This window comes from Paenibacillus oryzisoli (genome assembly GCF_001653565.1).
Taxonomy (GTDB): Bacteria; Bacillota; Bacilli; order Paenibacillales; family NBRC-103111; genus Paenibacillus_E; species Paenibacillus_E oryzisoli.
The window spans coordinates 64,977-87,173 of sequence record NZ_LYPB01000045.1; the positions used below are offsets into that span (position 1 = coordinate 64,977).

The 22,197-nt window shown below is 43.7% G+C and carries 22 protein-coding genes and 1 pseudogene; 15 read left to right on the plus strand and 8 right to left on the minus strand.

From position 1 onward, the window contains the following. The first annotated feature begins 87 nt into the window (after nucleotides 1-87). The 7 genes from A8708_RS03510 to A8708_RS03540 all read left to right on the plus strand — a co-directional run bounded on the left by A8708_RS03510 (nucleotide 88) and on the right by A8708_RS03540 (nucleotide 5,521). Nucleotides 88-624 carry a DUF4178 domain-containing protein gene (locus tag A8708_RS03510; protein WP_068662134.1) on the plus strand — a complete coding sequence of 179 codons (537 nt, stop codon included), beginning with the start codon at nucleotides 88-90 and terminating at the stop codon, nucleotides 622-624. An 80-nt stretch (nucleotides 625-704) separates the two neighbouring features. After that, the gene (locus A8708_RS03515; protein WP_068662135.1) at nucleotides 705-1,409 is read left to right on the plus strand and encodes a DUF4247 domain-containing protein; all 705 of its coding nucleotides are present in this window, start codon (nucleotides 705-707) and stop codon (nucleotides 1,407-1,409) included. Between the two features lie 148 nt (nucleotides 1,410-1,557). Next, the gene (locus A8708_RS03520; protein WP_068662136.1) at nucleotides 1,558-2,379 is read left to right on the plus strand and encodes a YitT family protein; all 822 of its coding nucleotides are present in this window, start codon (nucleotides 1,558-1,560) and stop codon (nucleotides 2,377-2,379) included. Nucleotides 2,380-2,509: 130 nt separating this feature from the next. Then, nucleotides 2,510-2,704: a hypothetical protein gene (locus A8708_RS03525; RefSeq protein ID WP_068662137.1), complete on the plus strand. Its 195-nt coding sequence runs from the start codon at nucleotides 2,510-2,512 to the stop codon at nucleotides 2,702-2,704. 123 nt (nucleotides 2,705-2,827) lie between these two features. Further along, the gene (locus A8708_RS03530; RefSeq protein WP_068662138.1) at nucleotides 2,828-3,052 is read left to right on the plus strand and encodes a Sec-independent protein translocase subunit TatA/TatB; all 225 of its coding nucleotides are present in this window, start codon (nucleotides 2,828-2,830) and stop codon (nucleotides 3,050-3,052) included. A 183-nt stretch (nucleotides 3,053-3,235) separates the two neighbouring features. Then, nucleotides 3,236-4,429 carry a putative glycoside hydrolase gene (locus tag A8708_RS03535; protein WP_068662139.1) on the plus strand — a complete coding sequence of 398 codons (1,194 nt, stop codon included), beginning with the start codon at nucleotides 3,236-3,238 and terminating at the stop codon, nucleotides 4,427-4,429. 135 nt (nucleotides 4,430-4,564) lie between these two features. Further along, nucleotides 4,565-5,521, plus strand: coding sequence for a D-2-hydroxyacid dehydrogenase (locus tag A8708_RS03540; RefSeq protein ID WP_068662140.1), 957 nt, complete (start codon nucleotides 4,565-4,567; stop codon nucleotides 5,519-5,521). A 63-nt stretch (nucleotides 5,522-5,584) separates the two neighbouring features. Here A8708_RS03540 and serS read toward each other — a convergent pair whose 3' ends face one another. From serS to A8708_RS03565, 5 genes are all read right to left on the minus strand, one after another. After that, complete coding sequence (serS, locus tag A8708_RS03545) at nucleotides 5,585-6,865, minus strand: serine--tRNA ligase (protein WP_068662141.1); 1,281 nt, start codon at nucleotides 6,863-6,865, stop codon at nucleotides 5,585-5,587. Between the two features lie 302 nt (nucleotides 6,866-7,167). Beyond that, nucleotides 7,168-8,136: a 6-phosphofructokinase gene (gene pfkA, locus A8708_RS03550; protein WP_068662142.1), complete on the minus strand. Its 969-nt coding sequence runs from the start codon at nucleotides 8,134-8,136 to the stop codon at nucleotides 7,168-7,170. A gap of 38 nt (nucleotides 8,137-8,174) precedes the next feature. Then, a complete protein-coding gene (locus A8708_RS03555) occupies nucleotides 8,175-9,200 on the minus strand; it encodes a tetraprenyl-beta-curcumene synthase family protein (RefSeq protein WP_082927249.1) in 1,026 nt (341 codons plus the stop codon). A gap of 43 nt (nucleotides 9,201-9,243) precedes the next feature. Next, the gene (locus A8708_RS03560) at nucleotides 9,244-9,876 is read right to left on the minus strand and encodes a hypothetical protein (RefSeq protein WP_068662144.1); all 633 of its coding nucleotides are present in this window, start codon (nucleotides 9,874-9,876) and stop codon (nucleotides 9,244-9,246) included. Between the two features lie 28 nt (nucleotides 9,877-9,904). After that, entirely contained in the window at nucleotides 9,905-10,219 is a 315-nt protein-coding gene (locus tag A8708_RS03565) for a MerR family transcriptional regulator (protein ID WP_068662145.1), read from the minus strand. A 170-nt stretch (nucleotides 10,220-10,389) separates the two neighbouring features. Between A8708_RS03565 and A8708_RS03570 the strand changes: the two genes are divergently transcribed. From A8708_RS03570 to A8708_RS03580, 3 genes are all read left to right on the plus strand, one after another. Continuing rightward, entirely contained in the window at nucleotides 10,390-11,724 is a 1,335-nt protein-coding gene (locus A8708_RS03570; RefSeq protein WP_068662146.1) for a multi antimicrobial extrusion protein MatE, read from the plus strand. A 20-nt stretch (nucleotides 11,725-11,744) separates the two neighbouring features. Continuing rightward, nucleotides 11,745-12,923, plus strand: coding sequence for an MFS transporter (locus tag A8708_RS03575; RefSeq protein WP_239696517.1), 1,179 nt, complete (start codon nucleotides 11,745-11,747; stop codon nucleotides 12,921-12,923). Between the two features lie 154 nt (nucleotides 12,924-13,077). Then, on the plus strand, nucleotides 13,078-13,725 hold the full coding sequence (locus A8708_RS03580) for a nitroreductase family protein (protein WP_068662178.1): 648 nt from the start codon (nucleotides 13,078-13,080) through the stop codon (nucleotides 13,723-13,725). A gap of 333 nt (nucleotides 13,726-14,058) precedes the next feature. On the opposite strand, the gene A8708_RS03585 is transcribed toward A8708_RS03580, so the two are convergent. Then, a complete protein-coding gene (locus A8708_RS03585) occupies nucleotides 14,059-16,284 on the minus strand; it encodes an MMPL family transporter (protein WP_068662147.1) in 2,226 nt (741 codons plus the stop codon). Between the two features lie 123 nt (nucleotides 16,285-16,407). Here A8708_RS03585 and A8708_RS03590 point away from each other — a divergent pair, with 123 nt between their 5' ends. Then, entirely contained in the window at nucleotides 16,408-17,028 is a 621-nt protein-coding gene (locus A8708_RS03590) for a TetR/AcrR family transcriptional regulator (protein ID WP_068662148.1), read from the plus strand. A gap of 126 nt (nucleotides 17,029-17,154) precedes the next feature. On the opposite strand, the gene A8708_RS03595 is transcribed toward A8708_RS03590, so the two are convergent. Both A8708_RS03595 and A8708_RS03600 read right to left on the minus strand, forming a co-directional pair. Then, nucleotides 17,155-17,352, minus strand: coding sequence for a cold shock domain-containing protein (locus A8708_RS03595; RefSeq protein WP_028556542.1), 198 nt, complete (start codon nucleotides 17,350-17,352; stop codon nucleotides 17,155-17,157). 127 nt (nucleotides 17,353-17,479) lie between these two features. Then, nucleotides 17,480-18,196 (minus strand): class I SAM-dependent methyltransferase, encoded by a 717-nt coding sequence (locus A8708_RS03600; protein ID WP_068662149.1) that lies wholly within the window; start codon nucleotides 18,194-18,196, stop codon nucleotides 17,480-17,482. A gap of 187 nt (nucleotides 18,197-18,383) precedes the next feature. On the opposite strand from A8708_RS03600, the gene A8708_RS03605 reads away from it, so the two are divergent. The 4 genes and pseudogenes from A8708_RS03605 (at nucleotide 18,384) to pepF (ending at nucleotide 22,122) form a co-directional block, all read left to right on the plus strand. Further along, on the plus strand, nucleotides 18,384-18,629 hold the full coding sequence (locus tag A8708_RS03605) for a hypothetical protein (protein WP_068662150.1): 246 nt from the start codon (nucleotides 18,384-18,386) through the stop codon (nucleotides 18,627-18,629). A gap of 261 nt (nucleotides 18,630-18,890) precedes the next feature. Continuing rightward, nucleotides 18,891-19,532, plus strand: a pseudogene (locus A8708_RS03610) (TerC family protein); the annotation flags it as partial. A 368-nt stretch (nucleotides 19,533-19,900) separates the two neighbouring features. Continuing rightward, entirely contained in the window at nucleotides 19,901-20,083 is a 183-nt protein-coding gene (locus A8708_RS03615; protein WP_068662152.1) for a hypothetical protein, read from the plus strand. A 248-nt stretch (nucleotides 20,084-20,331) separates the two neighbouring features. Continuing rightward, nucleotides 20,332-22,122: an oligoendopeptidase F gene (gene pepF / locus A8708_RS03620; RefSeq protein ID WP_068662153.1), complete on the plus strand. Its 1,791-nt coding sequence runs from the start codon at nucleotides 20,332-20,334 to the stop codon at nucleotides 22,120-22,122. The last annotated feature ends 75 nt before the right edge of the window (nucleotides 22,123-22,197 follow it).

Here is a 22,197-nt window from a genome sequence, read left to right on the forward strand (position 1 = left end):
TTTAACGATTCGAACGAAACCGAATGAATAAGCAACTCGTATTAAAGGGGAGAACAATAAAACGGAATCGAACAGAGGAGAGTTTCTATGTCCATATTTAAACGTGTCAGCAACATTCTACGCAGTAATAAGGAGCAACCACCTTCTACCGCATCCGCAGGTAATCCTTTGGAAGTCGCACGTGTTGGCGATATCGTCAGTGTAGACTTAGAAGAATACGTCATCTCCGGTAAAGTCATCTATTTTGACCGCGGCTTTGAGCCACATCGCTACGCTTATTATCTACAAAGCGGCAAAAATATTCAGTGCTTGATTGTGGAAAAAGGCAGAACCTACGACTGCTTCCTTTGCAGCTTTATCGAAGGAGCTTTGGATGATCCCAATGATGTTCCTACGCGATTAGAGTTAGATGGCGATGTCACTTTTGATCTGGAATTTCATCGCAACGACGTTTCACGAACAGAGGGCAACACCGATTTCCGCAGTGGCGATGATATCATATTTTGGCGATATTTTGGACCGGACCAGCGCTTCTTCTTCCTACAATGGCAAGACGGTAAATTCATTGCTCTAGAAGGCGAACGTACCCCAGGCAACCAGATAAAATTTTTGAAAAATTCTTAAAATCGACACTGATGACGATAAAGCTATGTTATCATGAAAGCATGTTTCCGAAACACCCCTGAAAGGAGGACTACAAGACAATGAAGAGATGGACTTCATGGCTTTCCTTCATCCTTATTATCGCTCTTCTTACCGCTTGTGGCGCAGATGCCGGACGTTATATCAAGGATGAATATCCTTTAGTAAGTGTTGATGGCAAGGGAACCACCATGTCTAAGGTTTACGCGGTTGAAGGCAAGAACGTACCCACAGTTGCCAATGAACTGGCTGCCAAAGAAACACCCAAAGAGAAGAGTAAAGAATCTGATGATCAGATGTTCCTTGTCTATAGGGACAAGGTTATTAATATCCAGAAAGATCCAAGTGATAGTAACAATACTTTAGTTCAGCTCGATAGCATTGAATATGCCAAGACTCATTATGACTCCTCCTTCTTGCAAGGCTATTTAACCGCTACGCTGCTTCAATCCATTTTCGGTGGCGGATGGAATAACAATAGAGGAGCTTCATATGATTACCGCGGCTACACGAAGACGCCAACTTATAAGGCAACAACACCAAATACAGGTTCAACCAATGGTTCAACCAAAGCAACGAAACCCACAACATCCGATCGTACGGGAGGTTTCACGAGTGGTGCAGCAAATCCAAGCTCTGGAAGCTCTTCAACGGCCCGGAAGAATGATGGTTCAACGACTAACAAAGTAACGAAGCCATCTTCAAGTAAATCAAGTACAAGCAAGCCAAGTACAACCAAGAAAACAGGCTCCTTCAAGCGCCGATAAATTTCACGAATAAGCTGCTGTCCATCTTTTGGACACAGCTTTTTTATGTTTTTCGAATTAATTAACCATCGTCTAAATAATGATTGCAGTTTTATAAGAATGAATTATACTTGCAATATGCTGCATACTATTTTAGAGGTGATTTGTTTTGAAAAAGGCGCTAGACGTTGTAATCATTCTAGTTGGCGCACTGCTTGTCGCAGTTGGCTTCAATATGTTCCTTATTCCCCATCAGTTGCTTAGCGGTGGTGTTTCGGGGATAGCAATGATTATTGGATATTTTACGGATTATAATATCGGCTTTCTTTATTTATTGTTTAATATGCCTCTCATGATCTGGGGACTTGTATCCATTGGTAAACGATTCATCATAATTAGTGTTGCCTCAGTCGTGTTGACGACTTGGATGATGCAATTAATCCCTATGAACTTCGTAGCCAAAGATTCCATGCTAGGTGCAGTATTTGGCGGTGTTCTCATCGGAATCGGCAGTGGAATTACGCTACGTATTGGCGGCTCCAGCGGCGGCTTCGATATTGTCGGCCTCATTTTAACCCGGAAATACGATTTCCCTCTTGGCACTATCCTATCTTCCATGAACGGAATTGTTATTGTCGCACTTGGTTATTTCAAAGATAACTGGGATCTTGCATTATTTTCAATGTTAGCAATTTTCATTAGCGGGAAAACTGTTGATATGATACATATCCGCCATATTAAAGTAACCGCGTTCATTGTAACGAAGCATAGGGATGCCATTATTAATAAGCTGCTTATGATCCCTAGAGGGGTAACACTTATTAAAACGGAAGGTGCCTATACAAAGCAGCAGCATGATATGCTAATGACGGTTACGACGCGATATGAACTCGTGGAATTAAAGCGAATTATTAAAGAAATTGACCCGAAAGCGTTCGTAAATATTGTGGAAACTGTCGGCGTTGTAGGGGAATTTCGAAAGCCCCATTGATAAATTAGCCAACTGCCCCTTTATTCCATTTTGAATTGTGTTATAATGAATATAATTTCATATAGTTCTGGTTTTCATCGATGGTAGGTTCAGGCGTAGTTCTTATTCTAATCTTCTGATTGGAAGGGTGATGCTTGTGGAGACAGTCAAATTATCCAGGATTGTAATGAAATTAACGCCCGAGTTGTATCCCTCTTTAACCAACAATGAGTTGGAATCCGAGATCGTACTAAGATTCGGTATAGAGGCACTCGCAGCGGAAGATGTCATGGAAATTATTCAATTTAGCATTTCGGAACATCATAAGGACACCCTGTACCATTAAGGGTGTCTTTTTTGCATATCTTTTGCGTATCATGTTATTAAAATTGTAATAAATAGGCTATATGGGTTATGATAAGTCCATGATATACTATAGGTAACATAAACTTTACTGGAGGTGTCTGGAATGGGAGCTCTATCTCCTTGGCACATCATTCTCATTGCGATCGTTGCCCTGCTTTTATTTGGGCCTAATAAACTGCCAGAGCTTGGACGAGGTTTCGGCAAAATGTTCCGCGAGTTCAAAGATGCAACAAATGGAAACGGCAATAACTCATCAGCAGATGATCAACCTACGCTTGCACGGAAAGAAATTAATCCCGAAGTATCGAATAGCGAATCGAATAAGTAAGTCCAAGCACCTGGAGGCCAAGCTTCTAGGTGTTTTTATTTTAAATCCTACTTAAGACTGTTTCATCTGTGCCAAATGACTCATACAAACTTCTACAAAAGCCTACAAATTTCCTCTGTGCGTAGTTTCCCGCTTGGCTTATAATAAAAGCTAGAAACAAGGATTGGAGTGGACTTATACATCATGGAAATTTTACTTGCCTCACTTGCCCTCATTTGGGGGAATGTCACGGCTGCTAACCCCGATGCAAGCTTTGAACAGCTTGTGCAAGCTTCGCTAGATGCGAAGAACGCTGTTGCTATCGTTCAACCCGTCAACCCTACGACTCCTGCGGATACTACGGATCCACTCGCACCTGTCAATAAGGTAGATCCACAGAAAGATGCCCCTATCGTTAAAGGGATCTACTCCACTGCTCACAGTGCTGGCGGCTCACGACTTAATACGCTCGTAAAACTTCTTGATGATACCGATTTGAATGCCATGGTTATTGATGTGAAAGATGACTGGGGCTACATCACTTGGGAAACTGGGAATGCAGAACTCGATGCATTGGGAACAACTCAGAAAATTATTGGCAATATGCCAGGTTTGATGACAACACTTCAAGAGCATAACATTTATCCAATTGCTCGAATTGTTGTATTCAAAGACACCATCCTTGCCAAGAAAAAACCGGAATTGTCTTTCGTTAATCCAGACGGCACGCTGTGGGATAACGGGAAAAAACCGGCTGACAGCTTTGTCAATCCGTACAGCAAAGATGTATGGGATTACAATATCGCTGTAGCCAAAGAAGCTGTCAAAGCAGGCTTCAAAGAAATTCAGTTTGATTATGTCCGTTTCCCAGAAGGCTTCGAGAAACGCGCGGATGTTCTCAAATATACCAAAGATGAGCGTTCACGGATTGATGCAGTCTCTTCTTTCGTCAAATATGCGAGAGAGCAATTATCTCCATTAGGTGTTCGCGTCTCGGTCGACATTTTCGGATACGCAGCTTCTGTGCCTGCTGCTGAAGGTATTGGTCAAGATTTCGAGAAAATTTCACAAAATGTCGATGTTATCGCTCCAATGATTTATCCAAGCCATTACAGCACAGGTTGGTTCGGCTCCAAAGTACCTGATGCTGCACCGTATGCCACTATCAATGGCGCTTCCAAGGATACAACGAAGAAGCTCGAAGCTATTGACAAAAAGGGTTGGAAGCCTGTTGTCCGACCTTGGATACAAGACTTTACTGCTTCTTGGGTACCAGGCTATATTAAATACGGCAAGCATGAATTAGATGAGCAAATTCGAGCTTTGAAGGATAACGGCGTCAATGAGTATTTGTTGTGGAATGCCAACAATAATTACACGGCTAACGTCAATTATTAATCGTCACATGTGATAATCCCCCGAGAGCATCCCTATGCGCTCGGGGGATTTTTACAGAGGGTCCGTGTTTACTTTCGGTTTCCATTTCATTTATCATGGTAGTATTCTTTTCAATACTAATAAGGATGTGATGATATGCTGAAAATAGTTGCTGTGACAGGTATGAATCTAACTTCAATGAGAGAGCAAATCCCGCCAGATTTGAAAGAACGCATCGAGTTTCATTGGTTTGCCTCTTCTAAGGATGCTGGCGACATGCTCCCTGACGCTGACGTGATCATCTCAGCAGGTCGATTACACCCTGACATCGTAAGTCGCGCCTCTAAGTTAAAGTGGGTGCAAACCTTATCCGCTGGGGTTGATAAACTGCCACTTGCAGAGCTGGCTAAACGTCAAGTAACGGTTACGAATGCTAGAGGTGTTCACACCATTCAAATGAGTGAATTTGCTTTGAGTCTCATGCTGCAATGGGTTCGGAAAGCTAATTTACTTCATGATAATCAGCAAGGGCAAGTGTGGGATAATCAAGTTCGCTTCGGTGAATTGCATGGTAAAACACTAGGCATTATCGGGGCTGGAGCCATCGGTGAAGCGGTTGCTCGAAAGGCCAAAGCATTCGATATGTCAGTCATTGGTTTGAATCGTTCCGGGGTACCACAAGCAGCCTTTGATACGACAGTTCACGGTGAAGAAGGTCTACAATTACTGCTAACACAAAGCGATTTCATTATCGTTCTGCTTCCAAGTACGACGAAAACGCGAGGCTTCTTGCAAAAAGAACATCTAGCCCTTATGAAGCCTAGTGCTTTCTTCATTAATTTGGCTCGCGGCGATGTGCTCGATGAACATGCATTGATTCAAGCCTTGCAAGAAGGCAAACTTGCTGGCGCAGCTTTAGATGTTTTTGAGCAAGAGCCGTTACCCGCTACTTCCCCAATTTGGGGTATGAAGAATGTCATCCTAACCCCCCATATTGCTGGGTCATCTGTTCATTATACAGATCGCGTGTCCACCATTTTCTACCACAATTTGCGCGTGATGCTGGACGGTGGAGAAATGATCAATGTAGTGGATCTAACAGAAGGTTATTAGACACGGAAGGCAGATAAAGCCACTTATCCTACTGTAACACTGAGGATAAGTGGCTTTCTTTTTTTAAACGCGAATCGCTTCCAAACCTCGCATATACGGTCGCAACGCTGGTGGAATATAAATCGAGCCATCCGCCTGTTGGTGATTTTCCAGTAGTGGAATAAGGATTCGTGGCGAAGCAACAGCTGTATTATTCAGTGTGTAACAATAGCGCAATACACCTTCTTGATCCCGATACCGCAAATTACTGCGTCTAGCTTGGAAATCCAGTAGGCTTGACGAAGAATGCGTTTCACCGTATGCCCCGCGGCTGGGCATCCACGTTTCGATATCGAATTGTTTGTAGTTCTTGGCACCCATGTCTCCCGAACAAACGGCTACAACGCGATAAGGCAGTTCTAAACATGCAAGTAAATCCTCCGCATTCCGTGTGATTGCCTGCAGCATGCGCTCTGCCTCATCCCTATTATTTTCACAAAGGATTACCTGCTCAACCTTCGCAAATTGATGGACACGATATAACCCCCGCACATCTCTTCCCGCCGAGCCCGCTTCTTTCCGGAAGCAATTCGACACAGCCGCTAACTGAATTGGCCCCTCCGTGAGATCCACGATTTCTCCAGCAAAGTACGAAACTAATGGACCTTCCGATGTACCCACCAGCCATGTGTTGTCCTCAGGAAGCTCATACGTTTGATCTTTACCAGTTGGGAAGAAAGCTGCATTGAGTAACGTTTCCTCCCGTACCATAAGCGGCACATCCATAACCGTAAAGCCACGATCCGTTAGCAGGTCTACCGCCAATTGTTGAACAGCCCTATGCAAATAAAGCCCCATTCCCTTGAGATAATAGTTCCTGCTTCCCGCTATCTTGACTCCTCTAGCAACATCGATGATATTTAGCGCCTCACCTAGCTGAAGGTGATCTCTCATCTCGAATTCAAAATTCGGTTTATCACCAACAACCTTTAGCTCTACGTTTTCTTGGTCGCTCTCACCTATTGGCGTATCTGGCGAAGCTAGATTCGGTATTTTCAGCATAAGCTCCTTGAACCGCTGATCATACGCGTTCAGTTCCGCTTCGAGTAGTACTAAACCTTGATTCCAGCTGCGTACTTGCTCCTTCAAGGTTTCTGCCTCCGCGTCTTTCCTCTGCATCATAAGCGATCCGATCTGCTCCGAGGCCCGATTACGGTCCTCTCTCAACAAATCTACTTGGCCCTGATAATCCCTTTTCTTCTCATCGACCATGAGCAATTCTTCAACGTAGCAATCGACTCCTTTTTGAATCGCTGCTGCTTTCACTTGTTCTGGGTTGTTACGAATCCATTTGATATCCAGCATATCCCGTCACCGCTTCCTCTTCGTATATGTGAAAAAGACAAAAAACGCCCTCAGTCCGATTGGGACGAGGAGCGTTCTGCTCGCGGTGCCACCCAACTTGATGATGACATGAAAGGTCATCATCCGCTTGGTTCCGCGATAACGGGCGGTCCGACTTATTTAGTGAGAAAGGAAACATCCTTCCGATCGTCATAAGTGTCTCCGAGTTGGATGCTCTTCATAGACATGATGTCGATGTATATGTTGTACGCAATTATAGCTGAAATACGAATGAAGATCAACACTGAATCTCATAATTAGGCTTATTGAGACAAACGGCTAGCCAATTCATACAGCTCCATGTTAAAGGTACGTTTTGTATTCACAACAAGATCGATATCTGTTGCTACAAGCTCACCTTTGATAATACCGCAAGCTTTGGAAGAATCACCCTCCATCAGTTTGCGAACAGCAAAATCACCTAAACGGCTTGCTAGTATACGGTCATTATGCGTTGGCGCACCACCGCGTTGAATATGACCAAGAACAGTCACACGAGGTTCGATTCCGTTCGTTTCCGTAATCTGTTTCGCAATCCCCTCACCAGTTCCTGCACCTTCAGCTACAAGAATAATACTGTGACGCTTGCCATGGTTGAAGTTATCCTTCATCCGATTAGCAACCTCTGTAACATCCACATCTACCTCTGGCACAATGATGGTTTCAGCACCGCTGGCAAGTCCAGCATACAGGGCAATTTCACCGCAATGACGACCCATAACTTCGACAACAGAGGAACGTTCATGAGATGTCATCGTATCCCGCAGCTTATTAATCGCATCGACTACGATACTAACCGCTGTGTCGAAGCCAATTGTGAAATCTGTAAACGGAATGTCATTGTCAATCGTTCCTGGCAGACCCATCGTTTTAATACCCAATTTTGCCAATTTGTTTGCTCCTTGGTAAGAACCATCCCCACCAATAACAACTAAACCGTCAATCCCACGTTTACGCAAGTTGTCTGCACCAATTTGCTGTCCTTCAGGTGTCATGAATTCTTTGCAACGAGCCGTTTGGAGAATTGTTCCTCCACGCTGGATGATATCACCTACGCTGCGCAAGTCCATTTTACGAATATCATCGTTAATTAGACCTTGATATCCACGCTGAACGGCATACACTTCGAGTCCATGGTATAATGCACTTCGAACAACCGCTCGAACCGCTGCATTCATCCCCTGAGAATCTCCTCCACTAGTTAAAACGGCTATTGATTTTACTGCTGACATAATTCCATTTCCTCCTTCATAATCCTTGTGAATGTCATTCATGATGTCGTACGGATGTACATGCTATTGATCCAGAAAAAAAGCCTGGTTAAAGGACTGTTTTTCATCAGACGCTTTGAGATTTTCTTCACTTGGTGTTGACTGTTGACCTTAGGGTCAGATAAATAGAGAGCAAGCAAACCTTCGATTATCATACGATGAAATCTCGGATGTTCCAAGAACAAAATTTTACTCCTCGCCTCTTGGACAATGAAAGCAATCCGCTCTACGGTTGTATCTAATGAATCGTAGTAGGTACAGAAATTCAAGTCGCCACCTACAATATCTTCTTCCTGATCTATTAAATAATCAAGCAGAATATGAAGTCCACACACATAAGGGAAATAAGCTTCGCGAATGGATTCCACCTGCTTGTCCGTTAGTATAGGATCACACGCTGCCAAAAATAACATAAACATGCCCAAGGTTGATCCCGTTGCTGCAGCAAACTCATTCCAATCAATCTGCCGATACTTATGGTGATGATGATTCCACCATTGATGCAGCTGTGGTTCGCGTAAATCCTTACGAATATGCTTGTACACCTGCAAATCACAATATAAACCTACAAACTCTTTGACCTGGTCTGCTACTTTCAAATACGATGGCATCTGGCTAATCGAGGTCTGGCATTGCTGAACAAGATCTCTTAAATATCCGCCATCTTCCTTCTCATCTCTGAACGCATAGTAATCATGCAGAGGCTTCGCAGGATCTACCGCATCTAGCATGGATTGATGCAGTTGCCGAAAATCCTTAGGATCTAACGATGTGCTTCGATCGCATAAGTTATCCAAGTAGTCGCTGATTGACTGGAATGCGACGATGAGCGGAATAAGTATATGGCGCATCGATAAATGAGCAGCCGCATACACAGCTCCTCCTTGACAATGAAATTGCTTCGTTGCAATGCTTGCTAAAGCTTGTGTACGAAGCTCTTCATCGGGAATACTCGACGCTCTACTTTTCCAGAAACTCAATTGCTCATCGACACCAGGCAAAATATAGCGATATACACAAATCATTAATCGGATTGGCCCTTGCGGAACCTTCGCATGGCTCCTTATTCTACTTTTGTCCAATTGCTCCAAGTAAACTTCCTCCACAACTTTGTTCATAGCAGAATTGAAGTAGTAATTGCATCTCAGATCGCTGTATTTGGCGTAACCAACTATCGACTGTAGGATTCTGAACAAGCGACACCTGAATTTCAACCACATCAATAAATACATATGGATTCCAAACTGGCGATGTTACTAGTACTTCAAGCTTATGTCGAAGTGCTTCATTTTCCAATTCCATGAAGTCTTTAAGCGATAGATTATCTCTTACAAATTGGATTAGATTAGAAAAAATAGGATGATGACCAACATCGTTAAACCAGTACTTCGCGTTACTATAATCGCCTTCCATCCGGTGCATCAGGGCATGCCAGTAACTGCCGGTTGGATTGGTAATTTCCTGTGCTATCTCGTGAGATTTATCTAGACTTTCATTTAGGAGAAACAGCCCTGCTTTAATAGCTAACCCGTAGGGGAGCTGTTCAGGACTTCCTTCCGTAATCACTGACGTAGAGAGAGCTTCGATACGCGCATCCATGGCGACGTCCCATTCCTCAATTGGATACAACGCAGGGAGATGCTCCAGAAGTGGCTTTGCTATCGTCCCTATCCAGTTATTCCCATCCTTATTGCTATGCATGCAGTCATTCTCCCTTCATTGACAACCATTAATGGTGGGTTTTTGATTCCAAATCCTGATTAATTCGGAACCAGAGATGAAGATCATTTATGATTGAAGCCAAGTCAGCAATATCGGAATTCAAACGGCAGGAGGTTACAAAATCGTCTTCCTTATCGAGTTTATTTTGCTTTTCAATGATTTGTGCTTCCAATTTCATAATTCGATCCGGAATGGCACCTCGTATTTGTTCCCACTGTAATAAAAGATTTATGCGAATACCAGCATCATACATGTCCCACTCCAATTCCAAAACGGGAATCTCGATGCCAAGTCTCTCATCATACTGAAAATAGCTGTTCATTTCTGTGTACCTCCTTGCAGGCAAAACTGTCGGTCATGTTCAAGAAACATACTACCTTTAAATGTATCACTTCAAACCTTCGGTTTCCAGTTAAAATTGTATGTCATCCCCATTTCATTTTCTGATATACTTAAGAAATGTTTTGCAACACGCGAAGGAGTGCGATTTGGATGAATGCTACGACATTAAAGGAAACGATCACATGGAAACAGCTCATCTCCTTTTTCCTCCCCCTCGGACTTTCTGCAACGCTCGTAACCCTCTCACATGTTATTATTAATAGCACCTTGGCAAGGGCTGACAATCCGGAAGTCGTCATCGCCAGCTACGCCATCCCCCTAAGTCTGCTAGGACTTACAGAAAGACCCGTTGTATTGCTGCGGCAAGCCTGCTCGGCACTCGTCAGAGATCGGATTTCGTTCCGTGCCATGGGCGTTGTCAGCTCATATGTATTTGCTTGTATTATTCTTCTGGGACTCATACTTTGTTACACACCGGTTGGAGAATGGGTGTTTCTTTACTTTTTCGGTGTAGAACGTGAAATGCTCGCTGCTACATTAAGCGTTTACCGCATCCTCATGTATGTCAGCATCTTCTCTGGCCTGCGCTGTTTGTTTCATGGCATTATTATTTTCAATATGCGCACCAAATGGCTCACGATCGGCATGGGCGTACGAATTATCGCGATGTACCTCTTATCTTTGTACTTCATTACAACGGATAATGTTTCAAGCGGTAAAGTAGGAGCCATTATTTTCCTCGTCGGCATGGTCATTGAAGCGGCTGTTGCGATTTGGGAGGGTACAAGCTTACTCAAGCATGTTATTCCAGAGAAAGCACCGAATCACCCGATTGAGACGAAGGGGCAAATTTTCAGCTTTTATAAACCCTTATTATATTCATCTGTCATCGCGGTAATTATTGGACCTTCTATAAATGCCATGTTGGGCAAAACAACACATATCCATCTAGCCATCTCTTCCTTTGCGATCGCTGGATCGTTAACCCAGTTAGTGATGAGTTTCTTCTCTTACATCCATCAAATCGTCTTAAATTTCTATCGCAAAGATGCAGTACGAGTACGCAAATTCATTCTCATGCTCAGCTTTATTCCTGGAACATTAATAGCCATACTGGCTTACACACCGATAGGCCCCTGGTTTATGACGCATGTCATGGGTGTGAATGCGGAGCTGAAGCACGCCAGCCTGAGTGCAATGCGAATTTTCATGATTATGACGATTGTCTTTCCGTGGCTTGACTATATGAATGGGATTATCATGCTGCGCGGTCAAACAAAAATCATGGTTTTCTCGCAATCTGCGAATGCTATTATTACGGTATTCACATTATTCGTTGCCATTGCAACGGTTCCTGGCTGGAACGGGATGATTGGTGCTCTAGCGCAGTCGCTCGGCATGTTGGCAGAACTGTTTGTGGTCATCTATGTGCTCAAACGCACGAATGATGTGCAACAACCTAATCAACCTCAAGAAAATATGTAACGAAATGGTGATGATTACGCTTGGCAAATTCGAACGCGATTGATAGAAATGATCGATTGCTCAAAATGTTTACGTTCTCTTTTTTTATGACGATGGGGATTGTTGTCACATTCTTCCCACTTTATTTCGACTATAAAGGATATTCAAAGATTCAAATTGGCTTACTATACGCCATTGGACCACTGATCGGAATTGCTACAAATCTGTTGTGGGGGTTCTTGAGCGACCGGTTTCAAACAGTTAAGAAGATCATGATAATCTTGATCCTTGGTCAGCTTGTTACTGCAATCTTGGTATCTACAGCAGGCTGGTTCTCCCTGTTATATGTCTGTTTGGCAGCGTTCTTCTTCTTCCAACAGCCAGTGAACTCATTAAATGACAGTCAAGTCATGCTGCATATCCGATCGAGTGGAAAAAGCTATGCCTCCTTCCGGGTATATGGCTCTATTGGTTTCGCACTATCAGCTGGCGGATTTGGTCTAATTCTACGTGCTTATGGTACGGGACTTACGCCTCTCTTGCTTTTTATCACGATAGGATTTACATTGATCATTCTTTTACTACTCAAAGATACGCGCTCAGGCGGTAAAAAGATGGCCTTTGGCGGCATGGTGAACATCATCCGTTCCAAAAAGTTCATTTGGTTCCTGATACTCGTGATCATCATGTCAGTTTCACATCGATTTAATGATGGCTTCTTGGCCTTATATATGCGTCAACTCGGTGCATCAGATTCACTCATCGGCTATGCGTGGATGACATCGGCGCTCAGCGAGATTCCTGTATTTTTCTATCTGAGCAAGCAAGGGCATCGCTTTAAGGAGCTGCCGTTACTTGCCTTTGCTGGTGTGATTTACGCTTTCCGATTCGTTATGATGAGTTTTATCCAAGATCCCATATGGGTTATCGGCATACAACTACTACATAGCTTAACATTTGGCGTGTTCCTCTTCACAGCGAATCGATATTTGAGTCAAATTATTCCGGATGAGTACCGTTCTTCAGGTCAAGCCATTTTCGCTGTGGCTTGGTCAAGTATAGCTGGTTTGATTAGCGGCACGGCAGGTGGCTGGATTTATAACCAAGCAGGCGGAAGTACCGTTTATCTCATTGCAGCGTGCTTATCCACAACCTCTGCAATAGGCTTTCTATGCACATATTTGTTTCAAAAGAATGAAGACGCTCTCCCTAGTCGATGATAAGAGAATCGGTTCTTCCTTACCATTTGAGCTTGTTAGAAGTAACGGCAGTTGTACTCCAAGTAGATCTCCCCTATAATACGGATATAGTCTTAGTACCAAGTATTAATCCATGATGAACATTATGAGCAGCAAAGGTAGGTACACATTTATTATGATGTATGAAGAGTTCAAAACCATCGTTCTTGATCGACGCAGTATTCGCAACTTTACCGAGCAACCCGTTGCAGTAGAAGATATTCGAGAAATCATTGACTGTGCTCGCTATGCGCCCAGCGATACCAACTCACAAACATGGAAATTTATTGCCATTCGAAATACAGACAAGATCAAACATATCGAGCAATTAACTTGGGACCAACTGCACCTACGTGCCGCGGCTGCCGAGGAGAAAGGGCTGTCTAAAGAAGCGCGCATGCTGGTCAGATCCTTCGGGCCATACGCAACGGCCTTCTCGAATGCACCTGTGCTCATCATTTGCTTGGCAACACCTTATGAATCCAAGTTCCGTGATCGCATTTTTGACCCGATTCAATTGGTCGATGATCATGTTTGGGCCGAGGAAGGGATCAAGAGCTCTTGCTTAGCTTCGCAGAACCTGATGCTTGCTGCGCATGCAAGAGGCCTCGCGACATGTCCTATGACCGGCCCTGTGCTCTTAGCACAGGATCAAATCCGCGCTTATCTAGAGATTCCCGCAGAGTATCAAATTAATATGGTCATTTCCCTTGGTTATCCAAAGGATACACCAGGCAAAATGGCACGCAAAGAAATTGACGATATCCTTGAGATTATCGACTAGTTAGTACGTACTATCTCTTCGCCACAAATAATTTAAATGGATTTTATGTTGTTATTTTTGTTTTTTCTCGCCAATTGGGAGCAATAGATGGATTTCCTACAGTTAATTGTTACGAAAATCGCGTTAACAACCAATATCGCTCAAATTAGATGTACTTTTTCCATCTATTCATTAAATCGCAGGTAAATTGGTAAAATTAACTGTACTTTTTACATTTATTTGAAAATCCAGCTACTCAACTAACCGCATTACGCTATCCCAAAGAACTCCCCAGCTAGTTGCACTTAAAAAGGAGCCCTCCGCAAAATTGCGGATAGCTCCTTTTTGCCATGCTTAATTCCTGGAACCAGACGCGAGCGGGGCCCGCTTCACTTTACTTGGCCAGAACACCGCATCTCCAAGTAACATCGTGATGGAAGGAACAAGGAACGGCCTTACGATGAATGTGTCTAAGATCACACCGACGGCGCATATGACACCGAATTGCACAAGCACTTGAATCGGTAGTGAAGCTAGAACCGCAAAGGTGCCTGCCAAAATCAAGCCTGCGGAAGTGATAACACTGCTCGTTGAGCTTACGCCTAAACGGATCGCATCCTTCAGTTTCATCCGATTTTTTTCCTGCCAGATGCTCGAAATCATGAAGATATTATAGTCCTCACCTAGCGCAACGAGGAAGACGAATGCATACAGAGGTATCAACCCTTGGATCGCTGAGGTATCCATGAAATAATGCAAGATTAGCCACCCTGCACCTAACGCCGAGTAATAGGAAAGCAATACCGTTGCAATTAGATAGACGGTAGCAACAATGGAACGTAAGTAAATTAGTAATAGAATTGCGATTACCGTGATAACAACAGGGATGACAATTTTCGTATCCCGCTCCACGACGGTTTTGGTATCATACTGAGTTGCTGTCTCTCCTCCTACCCAAACCTGTGGGTTAGATATACCCGCCTCAGTTAACTTTTGTTCCAATGTGCCTCGAATCTCTGGAATTCGATTGATGATATCCAAGTCGTAGGGGTCTTGTTTGAAAATCAATTCATACGCCTTATAATTAGCGTCCTTCTTACTATCCTCTGGTTTGCTCACCGATTCCACATAAGGTAATGCAGCAAGCGCTCCTTGGATGTCTGCTGTCTTTCCTTCCGTATTAACGACCACTTTTACTGGTGCAAGTGACCCTGGTGAAACATGCTCTGACAACAAGCTGAAGCCTTCTCGTGACGGCATTGTGGAAGGAAATGATTCCAAGATGTTATAAGTAAACTTAATTTGCGGGGCAAAGGCTGCCAACGCGATAAGGATAATTAGTGAAATAGCGAGTACGCTTTTGGGTCTTTCCGTGACAACTCGGCCAAGCGCCGCATTCATTGCACCAACAGGCTTCTGCTCGCGAATGCGTTTCCCTTTGCGTGCTTCTTTCTCCGCTCTCATTTCTGCTGTTAAAGGAATGAATGGGTAGAAAGACACGCGTCCAATAATGGCAAGAAGTGCTGGTACAAGTGTTAGACTCGCAATGGCCATAATGAAGATGGCTACACTAAACGGTATCGCGAACCGATGATTGGAACCATAATGAGCAAATAATAAGCCCAGTAAGGAAACAATTACGGTGAGTCCGCTCATCCCGATCGCACCTGTTGAGCCACCGAATGAAACACGTAGTGCGGAATATTTGTCTTTCTCAACCAGAAGGGCCTGGCGGTAGCGAGCAACGAAGAAGAGACAATAATCAGTTCCTGCTCCAAACAATAGGACTGTCATAATGGAGATCGACTGCGCATCTATCGTGATCCAACCTTGTTTGGCCATGAATCCAAGAATAGGTGAAATAACGCCATAAGCGAAGCCTACGCCAACCAGCGGAATGAAAGCCAGAATAGGCGAGCGATATAGTAAAATGAGAAGAACAAGTACAAGCAGCACCGTTGCTAACAAGAGCGTAAAATCGGCCCCTTTGAATAACGCCGTTGCATCCGTCTGAATGCCGATAGGGCCTGTAATTCGCGCATGTAAACCATCTTCCTCTATTTTCGCTTCAAAAGGGTCAGTGCCTAATAGGCTAACGGTTATCTCTTCCAGCTTCTTCATACCTTCCTGGAGGACTTCCGTTTCCGTCCCTTCGTTAAACGAAATTGGAAGGACGAGTATCTGGCCATCCTTGGATACCATGCCTTTAAGCGCAGGAACTGGCATCTGATGCAAAGGAGGCAACCCCTTTTGAGCAGCCAAAGGTGCTTCCGTGAGCTGTTTCGAAACCTTCTGAACGGCTGCCAAATCTTGATCTGTCAGTCCTGATCCACGAAACCAAACTACAAGCGCTGGCACGCCCTCATTGCTTGGGAATTGTTCTTTCATCAAAGCTGCTGCTTCTAGAGACCAAGAATCGGTGGGCAATTGTCTAGCCGCATTATTTTCTTGTGAATTGACGTTAGGTAGAAAGACAGATAAAATGCCTGTAAGTAAAATCCATACAGCCAATGTTACCCATTTACTGCGTCGACCTGCGACAATACCGCCTATTTTACTGAAAAAAGGATTTTCATGCATGACGTAGCCTCTCTCCTAAAAAATGAAATAGTGTTATAATTATTCTTGTAACATAATTAATTATATATACTAGATAGTTAATTAATCAAGTTTTATTTTAGAACCCTCCTAGGAGTGACACATATGGAAAAAAAATCAAAGCCTCTCGGCAGACCCCGTGCTTCCCAGGGAGACATGCCTCTGAATCAGAAAATTTTAATGACGGCTATACCGTTGTTCTTATCCCGTGGGTTCGAATCCGTCTCCATGGACGATATCGCCAAAGAATGCAAGGTGACGAAGGCATCTGTGTACTACTATTTCCCTTCTAAGTCGGATCTTCTTACAGCCTCCATGATTCAATTGATGGATAACGTAAGACGTGTCACCCTGAAACGTTTGAGCGAGCCAACTTCTCTTCGCGAAAGGCTCCTCAGCATTACCGAAGGACATCTGAAAGCGGTCGATTTCGACCTGCATTCGTTCATGCGCAAGATGGAGGCTACACTTTCCGAGGAGCAAATGAAAGCCATGCGCAAATCCGAGCAGGGCATTCTGGATACACTCGAAACCGAATTCCAGAAGTCCATTAACTCCGGAGAAATTGGTCCCGTTAACCCACGTGTGATCGCACGTGCGTACACCTCCCTCCTCATGATGGGCCATGCGACTGACGCCGATGGCAATAAAATGTTCCCTCATGAGGGAGAAGCCGCTACGCAAATTATCGACATTCTATGGCATGGCTTATACCCGCCACAATGAAACGGCTTCTGGAATCCATTGCTTGTTATAGTAAAAACAAACAAAAAAGACAGCCTCGAGTGAACTCGAGAACTGTCTTTATTGCTTGTGCTATGACACTATTTATAAGTAGGGACTCCCATTGGCTTATAATTTGGTGACGTTAGCTGCTTGAGGACCACGGTTACCTTGAGTAATATCAAACTCAACGGATTGGCCTTCTTCTAATGTTTTGAATCCTTCGCCCTGAATTGCGGAGAAGTGAACGAATACATCGTCGCCTCCATCAACAGAAATAAAACCGTACCCTTTTTCTGCGTTAAACCATTTCACTGTACCCTTCAAATGAACAACCTCCTAAAAATATCGCCATCTATGGCGAATAAGGAAATTATACCATTCGAGTGGTGAAAAATCAACGGAAATTCCGCGGTGGATAAGCTAAAATTTGTTGATGTAGCAAGGTTTTTCACTATGCAGAGGGCGACTTTTTTATGCTTAAAAATTGATGAGAATTCGGTAGAAAAGGTAGACTGGCTTCTCTCTTTTGAAGCGTAAATCCAGCCAACTCGAACTCGTTGATTAGTTCATGAAGCCGGGAATATTCTTCCGTACGGAAATTCATCAATGGGTATATCCTTACCTCGCCGCCTGGCTTGCAAACACGTAGCAACTCACGAATGGCCTCTACGTGAAACGCATAATCAAACTGCTCTTCATATAGAAAGAGGAAATGACTGCACATAACGAGATCAAAGCTCTGCGTTTCGAATGGCAAGGAAGGTAAACCAGCTATATGATATCTGGCTGATCCATCTGTCTTGGAGAAATCCTCTACAAATCGCTGCAGCGCTTGAATACGACCTGCCCGATGCTGCTCGACGGACCCGTAAAACGTCCAGTCGTATACATCAACTAACCTGGACATCTTAGCTGCGACAAGCTCAATTTCTTCCCTACCATGCGCTGAAATAGCACTTGGCGACTTTGCATACAACGGATCAACCGCTTCTGCGTATACCCCAAGCTGCCTAGCTTCTGCTGTAAACGAAGATGCGCCACCAGCGACATCCAAAACGCGTTTACCGATCAATGCTGACGTCTGCAACATAAACATTTTCTCATATTCAACATACGATCTTGAGGTCATTGCAACCCCAACTTGCTCATACACTTGTTTCTGTTCCATGCTCATCTCTCCTCGGCTCGTCTCATAACCCCTTCCCTCTGGAAAGGATTAGGAAAATTCTATCATGAGAGCTTTCCTAGCGCAATATGGAAATAACGAATATAACGATCTATCCGTTTGGAAATAGCGGCAATATATGATACGATTGTAGACATATATAAGCTTATTAAAGAAACGGGGAAAAAACATGTCGCATCAACCCTTCAAAAGACATACGATTTATAAAAAAGATAAATGGAACATGCTTAATGTTGAGGTTCAAGGCACCAAAATTGTCTTAACCGAGATTTCCGATCAGTGGGGCGAAGAATGCCACAACTTTATTGGACGTCCTGCCATGCTGCACTGGGCTAGCGAGCGCTTTGCCAAAGATAAATTCGAGGGCACTGAAGAAGAATGGCAAGCCATTATGGATGCATTCAAAAACGTTTGAAAAATTTTCGGACTATTATGAAACGCATCGCATATAGTAACGTATAATCTTATAGTAACACTCCAAAGGGGAGTAGCTGATACAGTAAAGTCGTCAATTCGGATCCTCATCAGATCCCGGCTTTATTGGCAACGACAACGTTGTTAGCAAGACCTTTGCCATGTTCATTGGTGAAGGTCTTTTTTGATGAAAGAGAGCCTTCACCGGTCAAGCGGTGCTAGGCTCTTTTTGCATCAAAAAAAACTTAAAGGAGTTGTTCGTATGGATTGGTTGTCAACAGGCTTTTTCGTCTCACTGCTAAGTATTATTCTGATCGACTTGGTTCTTGCAGGGGACAATGCAATTGTGATTGGGATGGCTGCACGGAATTTGAAAAAGGAAACTCAAAAGAAAGTCATTCTTTGGGGTACAGTTGGCGCTATTGTGATTCGGGCAGGAGCTACACTAATCGTTGTAACGTTGCTCAAAGTACCTGGTCTACTGCTCATCGGGGGAATCTTGCTGTTATGGATTTCGTATAAGCTTCTGAGCGAAAAGAAAAATCATGACAATATGCAAGCGAAAGATAGCATGTGGGCAGCCATTCGGACCATCATCATCGCTGATGCGGTCATGGGTTTGGACAATGTCATCGCGGTCGCTGGCGCGGCACACGGGAATTTCCTTCTTGTCATTCTCGGTCTACTGATCAGTGTTCCTATTGTGATCTGGGGAAGCACTTTATTCATCAAATGGATTGAAAAGTACCCTTCGATTATTTATATCGGCGCGGGTGTACTTGCACTAACAGCAGGTAAGATGATCACAGGCGAAAAGTTCCTTGCTCCCTTCTTCGAATCCAATCCGTTAGGAAAGTGGTTATTCATTGGATTACTCGTCGTGCTTGTGTTGGGTGCAGGCAAATGGTCAAAAATGATTGGCTATCAAGTAAGTGTCGGGGATAGCGGCCAACTAACACTTCCTAAAGAGCTTAGTGAAGAGGCACAAATTTCACCTGAGGATCGTTTCACAGTCAAAATGGATTCGCGCGGCAAGTTCATCCTGGTGAAAGAGGAAGACGATGAGACGCCAACAGATTCGATGCAACATGCCGGTTGAAAAAGGAGTTTGACCCTGCGTAGCGAAAATTAGTATGATACAAAATAAACGATTCCGCCGTCCTAAGCGGACGAGAGCGTTTATGGAGAAATATATCAAATTTATTAAGTGAACATATAAATTCTATATTTTGGAACAAGTATCATACTCTATAGGAAAAAGGATGATTTTCGATGACCGATTCTGGATCTATACTCACATTTATAATTGTATCCTTTTGCCTGGCGATCATTTTAATCATGAAAAAAGACAGTCTTCCGGCACAAATGAAGCGCTATCTAGCTCTGCTGGCCATTGTGATGGTTTCCATCTCCTTCGTGCTGATTGTGCTAAGCTTCTTCCGAGCAGGAACTTGAATTTACTTCCATCCAGCTTTTTCATATAATGATAATTAAACTTGCAATCGGTCATACTAGGTGAAAACCATGGATTGGGATTATAGTTATTACATCCCACATGGGTATATGCCGGGAGCGTGACCGCAATGCGACTGCTTTATGTAACAGCTGTAATGGGAATTCTGCTTAGCTCTGTCCCCATAACAGATTTACACGCAAAGGATTCCAGCTTACCCCAATCTCAAAACAAGAACAGGAGGGCTCCGATGACTCAATTATTGGAACGCAAGCAAGTACCTGCCGAGCACCGTTGGCAATTGGAGGATTTATTTGCCGATCAGAAGGCTTGGGATCAGGAATTTCAAGAGGTGAAGAGCTCGCTTAGCAAAGTCAGCGCCTTCCAAGGAAAACTTAACGATGCGGCTTCCGTGAAGCAGATTTTCCAATTGGAAGATGAGCTCTCTGTGAAAATGGAAAGATTATATGTCTACGCCAACATGAAGCATCATGAAGATACAGCTGAACCTGTTTATCAGGCTTTATCCGAGAAAGCCAAAAAACTCAGTGTTGAAGTTGGCGAAGCAGCTTCCTTCATTTCTCCTGAAATATTAAGCCTTTCGGACGATAAGCTGCAGCAGCTTGTAAGTGACTCTTCCTTATCTTTTTATAAAGATACGCTTGAAGAAATGATTCGTCAGAAGCCTCATACGTTATCCAAAGAACAAGAAGCCCTTCTTGCTCAAGCAGGCACAATGGCTGGGGCACCAAGTACGATTTTCGGCATGCTGAACAATGCAGACTTGAAATTTCCGAAGGTGAAGAATGAAAAAGGTGAGGAAGTTGAACTTACCCATGGCAGCTATATCCAGTTCTTGGAGAGCCGTGATCCTGAGGTTCGGAAAAATGCGTTTAAGGCTGTCTATGAAACGTACCGCAACAATCGCAATACAATTGGCGCGACGTTAAGCGCGAATATCAATAAAAACATTTTCTACGCTAAAGCGCGCAACTACCCTTCTGTACTTGAATCGACACTCTTTGGTGACAATATCAAGAAAGAAGTGTATACGAACTTAATTTCCACCATTCACGAATCCTTGCCTCAGTTGCAGCGGTATCTCAAACTCCGTAAAAAGCTGCTCAAGGTCGATGAATTACATATGTATGACCTGTTTGCACCGCTCGTAGAAGAGTTCAAAATGGATATTACGTATCAGCAAGCAAAGGAAGAAATCAAGAAAAGTTTGGCGCCGCTTGGCGAAAATTACTTAAAAATTCTTCAAGATGGTTTCGACAACCACTGGATCGATGTTTATGAGAACAAAAATAAGCGCAATGGTGCTTATAGTTGGGGTGCTTACGGCACGCATCCATACGTATTGTTGAACCATAAAGACAATTTGAACAGCATGTTTACCTTGACTCATGAGATGGGTCATGCGATTCATTCTTATTTGTCCGATGAGAATCAAGAGTACCGTTATGCTCAGTACACTATTTTCTTAGCGGAAGTAGCTTCAACGCTTAATGAGGCCCTTCTCATGGATTACCTGTTGAAACGTGTAACGGATCCGAAGGAAAAAATGTACTTGCTCACGTACTACGCTGATCAGTTCCGTACGACAGTATTCCGTCAAACGATGTTTGCTGAGTTCGAAATGATCACGCATGAGAAAGCAGAAGAAGGCGAATCCTTAACACCACAAGAGTTCAGCGAAATCTACTACGGTTTGAATAAGCTGTACCATGGCAATGACATGGTGGTGGATCAAGATATCGAGATGGAATGGGCTCGGATTCCTCACTTCTATAACAGCTTCTATGTTTATAAATACGCGACAGGCTTCTCTGCTGCTACTTCATTCGCGAAACAAATTTTGGATGAAGGTCAGCCAGCAGTTGACCGTTACCTCGGCTTCCTCAAAAGCGGCGGCAGTGACTACTCGCTAAATATTCTCAAGAAGGCCGGTGTGGATATGTCTTCACCTGAGCCAATTAAGCAAGCGATGAGCGTATTCAGCTCGTTGCTGGATCAAATGGAAGAGCTTACGAAGTAATCGTTCAAAGATGTATGGGAAGCCCTCCCATGCCTTGCGAGGGCGGCTAGCAAGGAACACGAAAAGGTTGAAAGC